Raw genomic sequence first — 15,421 nt, forward strand, 5'->3', positions numbered from 1 at the left:
GCAGGCACGGTCCTGCCCCGAGGTAGCGCTATTGCGTGCTGCGTTATTGCGCCAGCTTGGCCTTGGCCGCCTCAAGGCCGGGTTTGCCATCAACAGTGGTAACGCCGGCAAGCCAGGTGTCCAGCTTGCCGGGGTTGTCTTTAAGCCACTTCTTGGCGGCTGCTTCGGGTTTCATCTTGTCGTCCAGGACATAGCCCATCATGGTGCTTTCATCCTTGAGCTCGAACGACAGGTTCTTGAGCAGTTGGCCAACGTTGCTGCATTCCTGCGCGTAGCCCTTGCGGGTATTGGTCAATACGGTCGCCTTGCCGAAATCGGGCCCGAAGAAATCGTCCCCGCCGGTCAGGTACTGCATCTTGAAGCGGGTGTTCATCGGGTGCGGTTCCCAGCCCAGGAACACCAGGGCCTCGCCGCGTTTTTGCGCGCGGTCGACCTGCGACAGCATGCCGGCCTCGCTCGATTGCACAATCTTGAAACCGGCGTCCTTCAGGCCGAAGGCGTTCTTGTCGATCATGCTCTGGATGGTGCGGTTGCCATCGTTGCCGGGCTCGATGCCGTAGATCTTGCCGTCCAGTTCCTTCTTGAACTTGGGAATGTCGGCGAAATCTTTCAGGCCCTTGTCGTACAGCGCCTGGGGCACGGCCAAGGTGTACTTGGCGTTTTCCAGGTTGGCGCGCACCGTTTCCACGGTGCCAGCGTCGCGGTACTGCTTGATGTCGTTCTCCATGGTCGGCATCCAGTTGCCGAGAAACACGTCCAGGTCCTTGCCGGTGGCCAGCGACTTGTAGGTCACGGGTACCGAGATCATGGTGGTGTGGGTTTTGTAACCCAGGGCTTCGAGCACAACGCTGGTGGTCGCGGTCGTGACTGTGATGTCGGTCCAGCCGACGTCGGAGAAACGTACCGTCTGACACTGCTCGGGTTCGGCGGCCTGGGCCAGCAAGGGCGTGGACAGCAACGCAACCAGCAACAGCGAGGGTGAACCTTTCATGGATGGACTCCTGAGATATTGTCTTCGGGTTCGCGTGGGTCGCCGGGCTTTCTGAGGGTCCGGTCGACCAGGCCTGCAGAGGGCAGGATGCGTGGCCGTGCTTTACGAGTCGCTTTCGATAATCCTCCAGCGCCGGGCAATCGCCTACTGGTAGGGTCGTATCCAGTACGGAACGGGTCGTATCCAGTAAGGGCGATGTCGCTTATGGGTTTATCCACCCCCTCGGCCGCATTTTTGCGTCACCAGGCCGCCGGAAAGCGGCGTGGTGAGGGCCGCTCCTTGAGCAAAAACAGCGCGGCGCGGCTGGACAAAAGTACGTCGGTTGCAGACGGCGAGGGGTGCGGTAAAAGCCCGATGATGCTGGCATTCAAGGCGGCCCGCTGTTTGAGCCTAGCAGTTGCCCCGCCCTGCGCATGGCGCGCAGAGACAAGCCCAGCAAGAGGTGATTCGACAATGGCCATCAGCGTGTTCGACCTGTTCAAGATCGGTGTCGGGCCTTCCAGCTCCCACACCGTCGGCCCCATGCGTGCTGGCGCCCTGTTTGTTCAGGGCCTTCGCGAACGCGGCGAGCTGGAACGTGTAAAACGGATCGAAGTGCGCCTGTATGGCTCGCTGTCGGCCACCGGCATCGGTCACGGCACCGACAACGCCACGGTCATGGGCCTGATGGGCGAATGGCCTGACGCCATTGACCCGACCCAGATCGTGCCGCGCATCGCCGACCTGCGCGAAACCAACACGCTGCAGCTCGATAGCCGCTTGCCCATCGAGTTTGTCTGGGCCCGCGACATGCTGCTGCTGGACGAGAACCTGCCGTACCACCCCAACGCCATGACCCTGATTGCCGAAGGCGAGCAGGGCGAGTTGCACCGCGACACCTACTACTCGGTGGGTGGCGGCTTTGTGGTCGATGCCGCCCAGGCCGCCAGCGGTGTGCTGGATGCCGACCAGACGGTGCTGCCGTACGACTTCAACAGCGCCGCCGAACTGCTGCGCCTGTGCAAGCAAAACGACCTCAGCGTGTCGCAATTGATGATGGCCAACGAGAAGGTCTGGCGCAGCGAAGAAGAGATCCGCGCCGGCCTGCACAAGCTCTGGGAAGCCATGCAGGAATGCGTCAACAACGGGCTTAAATACGAAGGCACGCTGCCCGGCGGGCTGAACGTGCGCCGCCGCGCTGCCAAGCTGCACCGCAGCCTGCAGGAGATCGGCAAGCCCAACGTGATTGGCTCGACCATGAGCGCCATGGAATGGGTCAACCTGTTCGCCCTGGCGGTCAACGAAGAGAACGCCGCCGGTGGGCGCATGGTTACCGCACCCACCAATGGCGCGGCCGGCATCATCCCGGCGGTGCTGCACTACTACATGCGCTTCAGCGATGAGGTGAACGAGTCCAGCATTGTCGATTACTTCCTGGCTGCGGCTGCCGTGGGCATCCTGTGCAAGAAGAACGCGTCGATTTCCGGTGCCGAAGTGGGCTGCCAGGGTGAAGTCGGCTCAGCCTGCGCCATGGCGGCGGCAGGGCTTGCCGAAGTGTTGGGTGCCACCCCGCCACAGGTGGAGAACGCGGCCGAAATTGCCTTGGAACACAACCTCGGCCTGACCTGCGACCCGGTCGGCGGGTTGGTGCAGGTGCCGTGCATCGAGCGCAACGCGATTGCTGCGGTAAAAGCCATCAACGCGGTGCAAATGGCGCTGCGCGGTGACGGCGAGCACTTCATTTCCCTCGACCAGGTGATCCGCACCATGCGTGATACCGGGGCCGACATGCACGACAAATACAAAGAGACCTCGCGCGGTGGCCTGGCGGTCAGCGCTATCGAGTGCTGATCGTTACCAGATTTGCTGGCCTCTTCGCGGGTGAACCCGCTCCCACAGGCATTGCGCAGTACGTGTGGGAGCGGGTTCACCCGCGAAGAGGCCTTTGAAGGTTGATGCAGGTGCAACATAACCACCAATGCCTCCTTATGGTGCGCCCGCCGCCTACCGATCGTCGGGTGTCGCGATCAGTGTCGGCATTGTCGGTGACACTCAAGAGTGTCGTTTCTGGGCAACTTACGCTGCACGTGTCACCAAATTGCTCAGCCGTTACACGCACGGCGCCTAGCACGCCTGTTTTGCGACTATCTGCCAACTCGGCCGAAGCCCCTGATTTGCCTGATGCAGGTGTCGTTTTCAGGTTTTTTTGGATAGCCGTTCAATTTCAGGCACGGCGTTTGCGTTGAGATTGGCAACCTACCCCCGGAAAATGACCGAGGGGTCATAACAAGAAATCAGTGCCCGCCTGAGGCACACCCTGCATTTGTGTGAGGAGAAATCGCGATGACGTCGTACACCTCCGGGACCCCAACCCAGAACCGCACAGCACCCCAGTCCATCGGGTTTCTTCTACTGGACAATTTCACCCTGATTTCCCTGGCATCGGCCGTCGAGCCGCTGCGCATGGCCAACCAGCTTTCCGGCCGCGAGCTGTACCGCTGGCACACCCTGACTGTCGACGGCGGCCAGGTCTGGGCCAGCGACGGCCTGCAGATCACCCCCGATGCCGCCATGCACAGCGCGCCGCCCATCGATACCGTGATCGTCTGCGGCGGCGTGGGCATCCAGCGCACTGTTACCCGTGAGCATGTCACCTGGCTGCAGGCCCAGGCCCGTCAGTCGCGCCGCCTTGGCGCGGTGTGCACCGGCAGCTGGGCCCTGGCCTGTGCCGGGCTGCTCGACGGTTTCGATTGCAGTGTGCACTGGGAGTGCCTGGCGGCCATGCAGGAGGCCTACCCACGGGTGAACATGAGCACTCGGCTGTTCACCCTCGACCGTAACCGCTTCACCAGCTCCGGCGGCACTGCTCCGCTGGACATGATGTTGCACCTGATCAGCCGCGACCATGGCCGCGAGCTGTCGGCGGCCATCTCCGAGATGTTCGTCTACGAGCGCATCCGCAACGAGCAGGACCACCAGCGCGTGCCGCTCAAGCACATGCTCGGTACCAACCAGCCGAAGTTGCAGGAAATCGTCGCGCTGATGGAGGCCAACCTCGAAGAGCCGATCGACCTGGACGAACTGGCGGTGTACGTGGCGGTGTCGCGACGCCAGCTTGAGCGGCTGTTCCAGAAGTACCTGCACTGCTCGCCATCGCGCTACTACCTGAAACTGCGCCTGATCCGTGCGCGGCAGTTGCTCAAGCAGACACCGATGTCGATCATCGAAGTGGCGTCGGTGTGTGGTTTTGTGTCCACGCCGCACTTCTCCAAGTGCTACCGCGAGTACTTCGGCATTCCGCCGCGTGACGAGCGTGTGGGTTCCAACACCGCGCAGCAGGTAGCGATGATGCCGATTCCGCAGGCCATGACCCTGTCGCCGCACAGTGGGCCGATGGCCGCGCTTAGCCAGGCGCGCAACGAGTCGACCTTTGCCAGCGTAAGGCTCTGACACCGCGCCGGGCTTTTCGCGGGCACGCCCGCTCCCACAGGTACTGCACAGGCCTCGATCTGTGTGTAGTCACTGTGGGAGCTGGCTTGCAGGCGATAGGGCCAGTACAGGAAAAAGAATCAGGCTCGCTTGTTGAAACTCGCCAGCGCTGGCAGCAGCTGCTTGTCGATGGCCTGGCGTACAGCAGGCAGGATCGTCGCACTACCGGTGTACATCTGCTCCACCATCCCCTTCAGCGCCCGCGCATTGGGCTCGGTCAGCCCACGCACCACCGCTTCACACGCCTGTTCGGCACTGGCCCCGGCTGGAATATCGAAACCGCGGGCGCGCAGGTGGCCGGCGAGGTCGTCCTGGTCAATCAAATCCGCATGCATCATGGCTGTTGTCCCTTTTATCGCGAAGAGAGTGCTGCTGTGATTCAGGACCGATTCTGTGACGTGCGCAACAGCCTCGCAAGGACAGAATATCGCCATGGCTGCTTTGGCTAAGAACAGGTCGTTTACGGCTAAATCCCCCGCCCGGCAAGCACGCACACTGAAGCCATTCACGGTACCCGAGGGTTTGGTCACCCTCGCTCACGCACAGTGGATGTTGCTCGCTCTTGGCCCCGGTAGCTCACGGCTTTCCGGGGTTATTTTTTTGTGTTTCTCAACAGTTCCATCTTATAAAACTTCTAGCAGCCTAGTATTTCTGCCAGGTGACGGAAAGATCCTGATAGTGCTCTCCTGCGGGCGACGGTTTTCCACAGGAGCGGAAAAGTGAATACCACGATCTGGAACAGAATCCTGCTTGCCTCAATGGTGATGTTTTTTGGGGGATGTTCAATCTCTGAGCGCACCGTGGCTGCGGCCAACAGTACACCCCCTCAACTTTTCACACTTGAACCTACGCCTGAGCGCAACGTCCTGCAAAAAACGGCTAGCGGCTACCTGGCCACATTGTTGGGTGACCCGGCGAACGCGGAAGTTACTCTGGTCAAGATCGACCCTGCACGGGTGAGCCAGCAGACGCAGGATTTGGCGGTGAGCTTGCCGGACGGTAAAACCGCCCAGTTTCATCTCCGCGATTTCACCACCCTCAAATCGGGTATAGACAGCTGGGTTGGCTACAAGCCTTCGGCATGGAAAGCGACCCACGCGGCCTCCGCTTCGGAGATTGATTACGACCCATTTTATTATCTGTCCATGGTGCGTGAGGGTGACAAACTGGTGGGCAATCTCATTGTCGAGGGGCAGCGTTATCGACTGGACTCTATTGGTTCAGGGCGGTATGTCTTGATCAAAGTTGACGAGTCCAAACTTCCTCCAGACGGCGAACCCCTCGTAGCCCCTGCAGGGGGCGCGCGCGATGACACCAAAGTGAAATCGCCGCAATCCGCGCACAGCGTAATACGCTTGATGTTCTTGGCAACCAATCAACGAAAGGCCGCTAACCCCTGGTGGTGGCTTGACCTTCTCCTGGCGATGAGAGATGCCAACCAATACATGAAAAACAGTGACGTGCAGATCACCTACCAATGGGCCGGGAATTTTTATGGGGATTACGACGAGACTGGAAGAAGCAGCTCCCAGCAACTGGGAGATATCGGTAATGCCCAGCCGTTCGCATCGCAAGTCCTGAGCATGCGAGAGGAATTAAGAGCGGATATGGTCTTAATGTATACTACAGAGCCTTCGGTGTGCGGCAGAGCCTACATTTCGACGGGCAAGAATTCGCCTCATTCGATAGTTACCTGTCCCAGATCGCTTGCGCACGAACTTGGTCATAACATCGGTGCACTGCATAAACAGGGCGAGACTGGAAATGTTCCTGAATATGCATACGGCTACGAGACCCCTCTTTATAACCTACACACTCAGATGGTAGCGTCTCGCGACGCTTTACCTAATTTCTCCAACCCCCGTGTGACCTACCTGGGCATGCCGTTAGGGGATAGTAAATTTAATGACGTTGCGAGGCGGTTTAACGAACGCCGGGAAACCGTCGAGAATTTTTACCCGCCACCAAATCCGTTGACGGTACTGGTGCAACTTTTCAGTGATTATAATCAACGGGGTGACATGTGCACCTTGAAAATCGAGCCGGGTGTAGATCAGCCGTCATGCAATAAGGTAAAGTCTATAAGGGTTTATGACTTTGCCCCAGGAATGAAACTTTGCTTTAGATCGGAGGAGTATAGAAGAGTTTGTTACGCTGGTTCGTATGCTGGTGACTTTGCGGTGCCTAATCTTAAAGCGGTAAGCGTGCTCCCATCCGGGTTGGTTCGCGAGGGGAGGGTTGGCGATGACGCATTTTACGGTGACGTTAAATATGTTGAATACGCAATGGATAACCAAGTGACGATTAAATTGTATTCGCTTGCGGACTTTAAGGGGGAAACCTGCGAGTTTCGCATGCCCACGAGTACCGTAGGCAGCCTGTCCGAGTGGCCGCAATGTGCGGCTCTCAGCGGCGGCAAGTCACGCTCTGCCAAAGTATTTTCTTTTTCCAGTCCCTATAACAAGCTGTGCTTTTTCAACGCAGATCACCGTCAAAGTCTCTGTTTTAACGGAAACTATCAAGGTAATTTCTCGATCCGAAACTGGGACGTGGGCACGGATTTGCCGTCGGGTCTGGTCAGGACGCATCGTGGTGGCGGCTATATGAACGGTTCTGTGCATCGCATTTCCTATGGGAATGACTCAGAGGATTGGCCTCCCGCACCTTGAGTGCTACCGTAGATTCGGGGCGTAATATGCGCCCCGGATTCCATTACTCACCCAATTATCGTCATAAAAGCCGTCGGAGATGAAATCGCGCAGTGCCTTGCGCACATGCAGCGGGTGCATGCCGGGCGTGGTGGAGAGGGTTTGGTTACCCTCGCTCACGCACACGCACAATGGAGGTGCTCGCTCTTGGCCTCGGTAGCTCACGGCTTTTAGGCATCATTTTTTGCAACTGTTATTTATGTCAGTTGTTGGGAGTCGATGTCCATGGTCAAGTAAGGCTCCCATAGCAGGAGCATGGACATGAACCGGAAACAATTGAAATTCTGCTTGCTTGGTGTTGTGTTTCTTTTTGGAGGATGCACAGCTTCGGACCCTGCAAACTACCTCGAAAGTTCGGCGGTTACGCTATTTCAGATCAAGCCAGACCAGAACCGCGCCGCCCTTGAGAGGCAATCCGGTACTGACCAGTATTTGAAAATTTTGTTGAATGTGGCAGAAGACGCTGAAGTTAAAGAAGTGCAGGTCAAGCCGGGGCTTGTATCGAAAGATACGACGATGCTATCAATGCCTCTGACTGACGGCAGAACGGTGAGCTTCAAGTTGTCAAGAAGCGATAATGTAGCTTCGGGAATGGTAGGGTGGGTTGGTGATATGCCTTCCAATCGTAGACAACTCTACCCCTCACCTGCGGAAATTAATATGGATCCGCTAAACTGGGTTTCGCTGGTGAGCGACGGTAAGCTGGTCGTTGGGGATATCCGTGTGGAGGGGCAGCTCTACCGTTTAACGGCGGTTGGCAAAGGCCAGCAAGTTTTGGTCAAGGTTGATGAATCAAAACTACCACCAGAAGCAGCGCCGATAGCTGCTCCGGTGCAACCACAGGGCAATGCCCAGTTGGTCATTGCTCCTCTGTCGTCAAAAAGTACGATTAGGGTGCTTTTCGTGACAACCCGGCAGTCCAGGGCGCGATTTCCGAATTACAAGATAGAATTGGCGCAGGCGTTACAAAACGCCAACCAATACTTGATCAATAGCAAAGTCGATGCGGTGTACGAGCTGTCGGATATTTACGATTCTGACTACGATGAAACAGGCAAAGAACCCCAAACTCAGCTTAATGATATGATAGCTGATAAACCATTAGGGGCCAAAATTCATATCGAACGTGAAAAAGTACGCGCCGATCTGGTATCGATGCTTTCCACGTATAGTATTTACTGTGGTATAGCAAAAATGCCAGCGCGCAAGGAGACGGCTTTCTCGTCCATTAGTTGTTTTGGTGCGTTAGGCCACGAATTAGGGCATAACATGGGGGCTATGCATAGTGACGAGTTTCCCGATCAGGGCATACCCGCTTACGCTTATGGCTACAAGCATACAGCGCCAAATTTCCATACGCAGATGCGAACGTCGCATGGTGCCATTCCCTATCATTCAAACCCGCGGCTGCAGTACCAAGGGGTTCCTATGGGTACGGTAGATAAAAATGATGTGGCGCGGACTTTCAACGAAAATCGGGACACTGTTGCCAATTTTTATCCGGACCCTGCTCATCGCGTTCGTTTGTGGTTGTATGGGGCGAACCGGGGTTGTTTCATTGATTTAAAGCCGGGTGAACAAGCGCTGCTCTCTTGGTATACGGAATGCAAGGATAATGATGTCGATCCCGTACGGGTAGAGGTAAAAGACTTCTACAGCGGTTCGACCCCGAGAAAATTATGCTTCTCCAACATTTTTTACACAGTAAGGAGCTGTTATACGGGCAGTAACTTTTCTGGGGATTTTGTTATCACGAGCGTTCATTCTGGCGGTGGTAAACCAGAGGGGTTCAAATTTACAAGAAGACTGATAGGGCCAGTCTATAGGGTGTCATACGAGTGATCGTTTTGATTATCCGCTTCTACTCTGTCTGATTGTTGCGAGTGAAGGCGCCTAGGTGCTTCGTATCTATGGAGACCCTGGCGCCGGTTCTCTGGTTATTCAAGAAGGAAGTTTTATCGTACGCCCCATATATTGCGGCGCCTGCGCCCCCTCCTGTTGCTCTACCAAGTGATTCAATCGGCAAACAGTCGTGTGCCCAAAAGGCGCTGACTTCGGCCCCGCTAGGTCCACGTGCAGTAACATCTGCTCGCTCGCCGCCAGCGCCTCGTCGAACCCTGCCCGGTGCAGGCTGTGATACACGTGAAGACGCTTGCGATCAAAGCCGATGATCTGCGTCTGCACCCACACCTCGGTGCCCAGCTTCACCTCGTGCAGATAATTGATATGCGCCTCCAGCGTGAACAGTGAATTACCGCTTTGCCCGCGGCTGTCGGCGTCCAGGCCAATGCGCTCCATCAGGGCATCGGTCGCGTAGCTGAAGATCAGCAGGTAGAAGGCATCCCGCAGGTGGCCGTTGTAATCGACCCAGTCCTCCTGGACCGTGGTGCGGTAAGTGATCAGAGCGGGCATCTTGGTCTCCTTAATCGCTAAACGACATGCCGTGGCTGGCCTTGCTGGTTTTCACCGCTTCCAGTACCGCCAGCAGGGTGTCGTCACGGTAGCGCTCCAGTGCAGCGATACTGCGCTCGCCCTGTTGCTCAGAGGTACCGTTCACCACATCGTCGATCAGCTTGTCGGTCAGTTCCGGTGCTGGCAGGTAGGTCCAGGGCAGCTTCAGGGCAGGGCCGAACTGTGACATGAAGTGGCGCATGCCGGCATCGCCACCGGCCAGGGTGTAGGTAAGGAACGTGCCCATGAACGACCAGCGCAAGCCTGCGCCGAAGCGAATCGCGTCGTCGATTTCGCCCGTGGTGGCAACGCCGTCGTTGACCAGGTGCAAGGCTTCGCGCCAGAGCGCTTCGAGCAGGCGGTCGGCAATGAAGCCTGGCACCTCCTTGCGCACATGCAGCGGGCGCATGCCGAGTGCGGTGTAGATGGTTTTGGCAGCTTCAATGGCCTCGGGTGAGGTGCGGCTACCGCCAACGATCTCCACCAGCGGCAGCAGGTACACCGGGTTGAAGGGGTGGCCGACAACACAGCGTTCAGGGTGAGTCGACGATTCGTAGAATTCGCTGGGCAACAGGCCGGAAGTGCTTGAGCCGATGATTGCGTCAGGCTTGGCTGCGGCGCTGATTTTTGCGTGCAGGTCGAGCTTGAGGTCCAGGCGCTCTGGTGCGCTTTCCTGGATGAAATCGGCGTTGCGCACGCATTCTTCGATGGTGCTGACGAACTTCAGCCGGTCCTGGGAGGCACTTTGGGCCAGACCTTGTTTTTCAAGCGCCGGCCAGGCGTTGGCGATACGTTTGCGCAGCGCCTGTTCGGCACCGGGCGCCGGGTCCCAGGCGACCACATCCAGGCCGTGGGCGAGGGCGCGGGCGACCCAGCCGCTGCCGATCACGCCGCTACCCAGGGCGGCAAAGGTCTTTATCTCGGTGATGAAGGGCATATCGGTCTCCTGAATGGATCAGCGGCGCTTGAGGTTCATTTTTTCCCGGCCTTCTGCCGGGCTGAGCACGCGGCCACCCATGCGGGTGATGATCTCGCTTGCGCGTTCCACCAGTTGGCCATTGCTGGCCAGCACCCCACGGTCCAGATACAAGTTGTCTTCCAGGCCCACCCGCACATTGCCGCCGAGCAAAACGGCCTGGGCGGCCATGGGCATCTGCATGCGGCCGATGCCGAAGCCGGCCCAAGTGACGTTGGCCGGCAGGTTGTCCACCATCGCCTTCATGGTGGTGGTGTCGGCCGGTGCGCCCCACGGGATGCCCAGGCACAGCTGGAACAGCGGGTCTTCGAGAAGGCCTTCCTTCATCATTTGCTTGGCGAACCACAGGTGGCCGGTGTCGAAGATTTCCAGTTCGGCTTTCACGCCCAGTTCGGTGATGCGCTTGGCGCCGGCGCGCAGTTGGGCCGGGGTGGACACGTAGATCGAGTTGCCGTCGCCGAAGTTGAGGGTGCCGCAGTCGAGGGTGCAGATTTCCGGCAGCAGCGCTTCGACATGGGCCAGGCGCTCCAGCGGGCCGATCAGGTCGGTGCCCGGGCCGAACTCCAGCGGCGTTTCACCCGGGCCGATTTCCAGGTCGCCGCCCATGCCGGCAGTGAGATTGACGATGATGTCCACGTCAGCTTCACGGATGCGTTCCATGACTTCGCGGTACAGCGCCACATCGCGGCTGAAGCGGCCGGTCTGCGGGTCGCGGACGTGGCAGTGGACCACGGTGGCGCCGGCCTTGGCGGCCTCGACGGCGGATTCGGCGATCTGTTTGGGGGTGACCGGGACCAGGTGGCTTTTCGAGGCGGTGTCGCCGGCGCCGGTGAGGGCGCAGGTGATGATGACGTCGTGGTTCATGGCGGGGTTCCTTGTGTTGTCTGTGCTGGCCCTATCGCCGGCAAGCCAGCTCCCACAGGGTTCGCGTGAACCCTGGGCGTAGGCAGAACCTGTGGGAGCGGGCGTGCCCGCGAAAGGGCCGGATCAGTTGGCAGTAAGCTTGAGGTTGTCTGCGGCCGGCTTGCCATCGAAGGTGGTCACGCCCTCAAGCCAGCGGGCTTTGTCATCGGGGTGGTCCTTGAGCCACTGGCGGGCCGATTCCAGCGCATCCTTGTGGTCGAGCAGCGGCTGCATCATGCGGCTCTCGTCCTCGGCGCTGAAGTTCAGGTTGGCCAGCAGGCGGTGGGCGTTGGGGCAGCGTTCGGCGTAGTCCGGGGCAGTCACTGTCCACACCGTTGCGCGGCCTTCGTCCGGGCCCAGGGCGTCCTGGCTCTCGCCCAGGTAGGCCATGTCGATGTTCACGTTCATCGGGTGCGGCGCCCAGCCGAAGAACACCACGGCCTCCTTGCGCCGCACGGCGCGGTCGACGGCAGCAAGCATGCCGGCCTCGCTGGACTCGACCAGCTGGAACTTGCCCAGGCCGAACTGGTTCTTGGTGATCATCGCCTTGATCTGGGTGTTGGCGCCGGAACCGGGCTCGATGCCGTAGATCTTGCCGCCCAGCTCCTTCTCGAACTTGTGGATGTCGGCGAAGGTCTTCAGGCCTTTGTCATACAGGTACTTCGGCACTGCCAGGGTCGCCCGGGCATCTTCCAGGCTGGGCTTTTCCAGCACCTTCACCTGCTGGGCATCGATGAACGGGGTGATGGTCTGGGTCATGATCGGGTTCCAGTAACCCAGGAACATATCCAGGCGCTTGTCGCGGATGCCGGCGAAGATGATCTGCTGCGAGGCGCTGGTCTGTTTGGTCTGGTAGCCCAGGCCGTCGAGCAGCACCTGCGCCATGGCGCTGGTGGCGATGACGTCGGTCCAGTTGACCACGCCCAGGCGGACATTCTTGCAGGCCGCAGGTTCGGCGGCGTAAAGCGGGGAAGTGGCGATGCTGCTCAGGGCAAGGGTCAACAGGCTGCGGCGGATCAAGCTGTGCATGGTGGCTCTCCATCGGCAGTGCATATTGTTATGGGGTTCGGTCTCTCTGGGCCGTGTGAACACGCTACGCTGCACGCAGGGTGAAAAATCGCACCCTGGCGACCAACACTTGCACGGAGGCGACCACCTTTGCCGTGGAGCATGCAATGCTGCAAAACATTCAATTTCTGCTGTTGCCCGGGTTCTCGGCCATGGGCTTCATCAGTGCCCTGGAGCCGCTGCGGGTAGCCAACCGGTTCAAGGGGCCGTCCTACCGTTGGCAGGTATTGAGCCTGGATGGCGGTGCGGTGCAGGCCAGCAACGGCATGTCGGTAAACGCCGATGCGGCGCTGGCCGCGGGCGAGCCTGCCGGCATCCTGCTGATCGTGGCCGGTTTCGATCCCCTGGCCTGTTATGGCCAGGCGCTGCAACAGGTGCTACGCCGCCTGGATCATGAAGGGGTGATACTCGGCGGCATCGACACGGGTGCAGTGGTACTGGCCGAGGCCGGCCTGCTCGACGGCCACCGCGCCACCGTGCACTGGGAGGCGCTGGAAGCGTTCAAGGAAAACTACCCGAGCCTGCAGGCGACCCAGGAGCTGTTCGAGATCGACCGGCGGCGCATCACTTGCGCTGGCGGCACGGCGTCCATTGACCTGATGCTCGACCTGATTGCACAGGCCCACGGCAGTGAACTGGCGGTGCAGGTGTCGGAGCAATTCGTGCTCGGGCGTATCCGCCAGCGACAGGACCACCAGCGCATGCAGATCGCCAGCCGCTATGGCATCAGCAACAAGAAGCTGGTGAAGGTGATTGGCGAAATGGAGCGCAACACCGAACAGCCGCTCAATACCCAGGTGCTGGCTGAAGCGGTGCAGGTGACCCGGCGCCAGCTGGAACGGCTGTTTCGTGTGCACTTGGACGACACGCCCAGTGGTTTCTATCTGCGACTGCGGCTGGACAAGGCGCGGCAGTTGTTGCGCCAGACCGACATGAGTGTGCTGGAGGTGGGGGTGGCTTGCGGGTTCGAGTCGGCTTCGTACTTTACCCGTTGTTACCGGGCGCGGTACCAGCGTTGCCCGCGGGAGGACAGGTTGGCCAGGGCAGTTTGATTTCCTCCTGCACTGGCCCTATCACCGGCAAGCCAGCTCCCACAGGTATTGCACAGCCTTTGAATGCCGTGGGGTACCTGTGGGAGCTGGCTTGCCGGCGATAGGGCCTGCGCAGGAAACAGGGATTTCACTGCTGGCCGATGGACTGCAAATACTCCGACCGGTCATCACTGCGCTGGGCCACGCAGGTATCCCAGGCCGCCTGGAATGCCTTGCTCCCCTGCTTCTCGGCATAGGTCTCAACCTTGCAATCAGCATCGCGCAGTTGCATCCACAGCTTCTCTGCCGCGTCCATGCGCCCGATCAGGGCAGTGGCCTGGTCGCTTTCGTCGGCATATTGATCGCGAATGCGCTGGATCAAGTCGTCGTAAGCCGATTTCAGCTCCCGCTCGGCCGTCTGCTTGTTGAATGCAGCGCAGGCGTAGGTCTGCTGATCGGTGTCGACGTTGTCGCACGGGGTGCTTTCTTCCTCGCCGGCCTGGGCGCCCGATACGACGGCCAGCAGCGCCAGCCATGCCAATGATTTCATCCCTTTTCTCCTCAACAGGCTGACGAATCGCAGGGATTCTCGCTCAGACGAGGGCGCGTGGGTAGCCACCTGTCCAAATGTTCATAAAGCAGCCCGAAAGGTCGTTAACGCGACTGCCTCTCATCGCCAGACGGCGTGCCAGAGGGCGTGTTGTCGCGCATTGACGCTTTCGGCAAACCCCCTGTCGTTTTTGCATCGGGGCGCCTTTGGGCACAGGCATATGCTGGCCCCAAAGCGCCGGCACAAGGTTTGGCGCCAACCATTCAATAAAAGGGGACAGCCTGATGAGCCCAGCCGAACTTCACGCCGACAGCATCGTCATCGACGGCCTGATCATTGCCAAATGGAACCGCGAGCTGTTCGAGGACATGCGCAAAGGCGGGCTGACTGCGGCCAACTGCACGGTGTCGGTCTGGGAAGGCTTCAAGGCAACCGTCGACCAGATCGCCGCCAGCCAGAAGCTCATCCGCGACAACAGCGACCTGGTGATGCCGGTGCGTACCACCGCCGACATCCGCAAGGCCAAGGAACTGGGCAAGACCGGCATCCTCTTCGGCTTCCAGAACGCCCATGCGTTCGAAGACCAGATCGCCTATGTGGACGTGTTCAAGCAGCTGGGCGTGGGCATCGTGCAGATGTGCTACAACACCCAGAACCTGGTGGGCACCGGCTGCTACGAGCGTGACGGCGGGCTGTCGGGCTTCGGCCGCGAGATCGTGGCGGAAATGAACCGCGTCGGCATCATGTGCGACCTGTCCCACGTCGGCTCCAAGACCTCCGAAGAGGTCATCCTCGAATCGAAGAAACCGGTCTGCTACTCCCACTGCCTGCCGTCGGGCCTTAAAGAGCACCCGCGCAACAAGTCGGACGAAGAGCTGAAATTCATCGCCGACCACGGCGGCTTCGTCGGCGTGACCATGTTCGCGCCGTTCCTGGCCAAAGGCATCGACTCGACCATCGACGACTACGCCGAAGCCATCGAGTACACCATGAACATCGTCGGTGAAGACGCCATCGGTATCGGCACCGACTTCACCCAGGGCCATGGGCAGGACTTCTTCGAGTACCTGACCCACGACAAGGGCTACGCCCGTCGTCTGACCAACTTCGGCAAGATCATCAACCCGCTGGGCATCCGCACCGTGGGCGAATTCCCCAACCTCACCGAAACCTTGCTCAAGCGCGGCCACTCCGAGCGTGTGGTGCGCAAGATCATGGGCGAGAACTGGGTCAACGTCCTCAAGGACGTCTGGGGCGAGTAAGCCGCTCTCCAAG

General features: G+C 59.3%; 13 protein-coding genes. 6 read left to right on the top strand and 7 right to left on the bottom strand.

Features of this window, described 5'->3' with window-relative positions; genetic code table 11:
• Positions 1–43 precede the first annotated feature (43 nt).
• Entirely contained in the window at positions 44–991 is a 948-nt protein-coding gene (locus PP4_RS01645; protein ID WP_016497605.1) for a choline ABC transporter substrate-binding protein, read from the bottom strand.
• A gap of 453 nt (positions 992–1,444) precedes the next feature.
• Here PP4_RS01645 and PP4_RS01650 point away from each other — a divergent pair, with 453 nt between their 5' ends.
• Together PP4_RS01650 and gbdR are read left to right on the top strand one after the other, a co-directional pair.
• Complete coding sequence (locus PP4_RS01650) at positions 1,445–2,821, top strand: L-serine ammonia-lyase (RefSeq protein ID WP_016497606.1); 1,377 nt, start codon at positions 1,445–1,447, stop codon at positions 2,819–2,821.
• Positions 2,822–3,313: 492 nt separating this feature from the next.
• The gene (gbdR, locus tag PP4_RS01655; protein ID WP_016497607.1) at positions 3,314–4,420 is read left to right on the top strand and encodes a choline metabolism transcriptional regulator GbdR; all 1,107 of its coding nucleotides are present in this window, start codon (positions 3,314–3,316) and stop codon (positions 4,418–4,420) included.
• A 119-nt stretch (positions 4,421–4,539) separates the two neighbouring features.
• Here the strand turns inward: gbdR and PP4_RS01660 are convergent, their stop codons facing one another.
• On the bottom strand, positions 4,540–4,797 hold the full coding sequence (locus PP4_RS01660; protein ID WP_016497608.1) for a hypothetical protein: 258 nt from the start codon (positions 4,795–4,797) through the stop codon (positions 4,540–4,542).
• A 381-nt stretch (positions 4,798–5,178) separates the two neighbouring features.
• Between PP4_RS01660 and PP4_RS01665 the strand changes: the two genes are divergently transcribed.
• Entirely contained in the window at positions 5,179–7,128 is a 1,950-nt protein-coding gene (locus PP4_RS01665; RefSeq protein WP_016497609.1) for a zinc-dependent metalloprotease family protein, read from the top strand.
• 300 nt (positions 7,129–7,428) lie between these two features.
• Positions 7,429–9,009 (top strand): zinc-dependent metalloprotease family protein, encoded by a 1,581-nt coding sequence (locus tag PP4_RS01670; protein WP_016497611.1) that lies wholly within the window; start codon positions 7,429–7,431, stop codon positions 9,007–9,009.
• A 99-nt stretch (positions 9,010–9,108) separates the two neighbouring features.
• On the opposite strand, the gene PP4_RS01675 is transcribed toward PP4_RS01670, so the two are convergent.
• The 4 genes from PP4_RS01675 to choX all read right to left on the bottom strand — a co-directional run bounded on the left by PP4_RS01675 (position 9,109) and on the right by choX (position 12,526).
• Positions 9,109–9,579, bottom strand: coding sequence for a thioesterase family protein (locus PP4_RS01675; RefSeq protein ID WP_016497612.1), 471 nt, complete (start codon positions 9,577–9,579; stop codon positions 9,109–9,111).
• 10 nt (positions 9,580–9,589) lie between these two features.
• On the bottom strand, positions 9,590–10,555 hold the full coding sequence (locus PP4_RS01680) for an L-carnitine dehydrogenase (protein ID WP_016497613.1): 966 nt from the start codon (positions 10,553–10,555) through the stop codon (positions 9,590–9,592).
• A gap of 18 nt (positions 10,556–10,573) precedes the next feature.
• Positions 10,574–11,458: a BKACE family enzyme gene (locus PP4_RS01685; protein ID WP_016497614.1), complete on the bottom strand. Its 885-nt coding sequence runs from the start codon at positions 11,456–11,458 to the stop codon at positions 10,574–10,576.
• A 123-nt stretch (positions 11,459–11,581) separates the two neighbouring features.
• Positions 11,582–12,526, bottom strand: coding sequence for a choline ABC transporter substrate-binding protein (gene choX / locus PP4_RS01690; RefSeq protein ID WP_016497615.1), 945 nt, complete (start codon positions 12,524–12,526; stop codon positions 11,582–11,584).
• A 146-nt stretch (positions 12,527–12,672) separates the two neighbouring features.
• On the opposite strand from choX, the gene PP4_RS01695 reads away from it, so the two are divergent.
• On the top strand, positions 12,673–13,617 hold the full coding sequence (locus PP4_RS01695; RefSeq protein ID WP_016497616.1) for a GlxA family transcriptional regulator: 945 nt from the start codon (positions 12,673–12,675) through the stop codon (positions 13,615–13,617).
• 127 nt (positions 13,618–13,744) lie between these two features.
• Here PP4_RS01695 and PP4_RS01700 read toward each other — a convergent pair whose 3' ends face one another.
• On the bottom strand, positions 13,745–14,146 hold the full coding sequence (locus tag PP4_RS01700) for a lysozyme inhibitor LprI family protein (RefSeq protein ID WP_016497617.1): 402 nt from the start codon (positions 14,144–14,146) through the stop codon (positions 13,745–13,747).
• A gap of 284 nt (positions 14,147–14,430) precedes the next feature.
• Here PP4_RS01700 and PP4_RS01705 point away from each other — a divergent pair, with 284 nt between their 5' ends.
• Positions 14,431–15,408 carry a dipeptidase gene (locus tag PP4_RS01705; RefSeq protein WP_016497618.1) on the top strand — a complete coding sequence of 326 codons (978 nt, stop codon included), beginning with the start codon at positions 14,431–14,433 and terminating at the stop codon, positions 15,406–15,408.
• Positions 15,409–15,421 lie beyond the last annotated feature (13 nt).

The sequence above is a fragment of the Pseudomonas putida NBRC 14164 genome (assembly GCF_000412675.1).
Classification (GTDB): domain Bacteria; phylum Pseudomonadota; class Gammaproteobacteria; order Pseudomonadales; family Pseudomonadaceae; genus Aquipseudomonas; species Aquipseudomonas putida.

Coding starts and splice junctions, on each gene's coding strand:
- PP4_RS01695 (WP_016497616.1), top strand. CDS start 12,673: ATGCTGCAAAACATTCAATTTCTGCTGTTGCCCGGGTTCTCGGCCATG.
- PP4_RS01685 (WP_016497614.1), bottom strand. CDS start 11,458: ATGAACCACGACGTCATCATCACCTGCGCCCTCACCGGCGCCGGCGAC.
- PP4_RS01645 (WP_016497605.1), bottom strand. CDS start 991: ATGAAAGGTTCACCCTCGCTGTTGCTGGTTGCGTTGCTGTCCACGCCC.
- PP4_RS01700 (WP_016497617.1), bottom strand. CDS start 14,146: ATGAAATCATTGGCATGGCTGGCGCTGCTGGCCGTCGTATCGGGCGCC.
- choX (WP_016497615.1), bottom strand. CDS start 12,526: ATGCACAGCTTGATCCGCCGCAGCCTGTTGACCCTTGCCCTGAGCAGC.
- PP4_RS01660 (WP_016497608.1), bottom strand. CDS start 4,797: ATGATGCATGCGGATTTGATTGACCAGGACGACCTCGCCGGCCACCTG.
- PP4_RS01670 (WP_016497611.1), top strand. CDS start 7,429: ATGAACCGGAAACAATTGAAATTCTGCTTGCTTGGTGTTGTGTTTCTT.
- PP4_RS01675 (WP_016497612.1), bottom strand. CDS start 9,579: ATGCCCGCTCTGATCACTTACCGCACCACGGTCCAGGAGGACTGGGTC.
- PP4_RS01705 (WP_016497618.1), top strand. CDS start 14,431: ATGAGCCCAGCCGAACTTCACGCCGACAGCATCGTCATCGACGGCCTG.
- PP4_RS01650 (WP_016497606.1), top strand. CDS start 1,445: ATGGCCATCAGCGTGTTCGACCTGTTCAAGATCGGTGTCGGGCCTTCC.
- PP4_RS01680 (WP_016497613.1), bottom strand. CDS start 10,555: ATGCCCTTCATCACCGAGATAAAGACCTTTGCCGCCCTGGGTAGCGGC.
- gbdR (WP_016497607.1), top strand. CDS start 3,314: ATGACGTCGTACACCTCCGGGACCCCAACCCAGAACCGCACAGCACCC.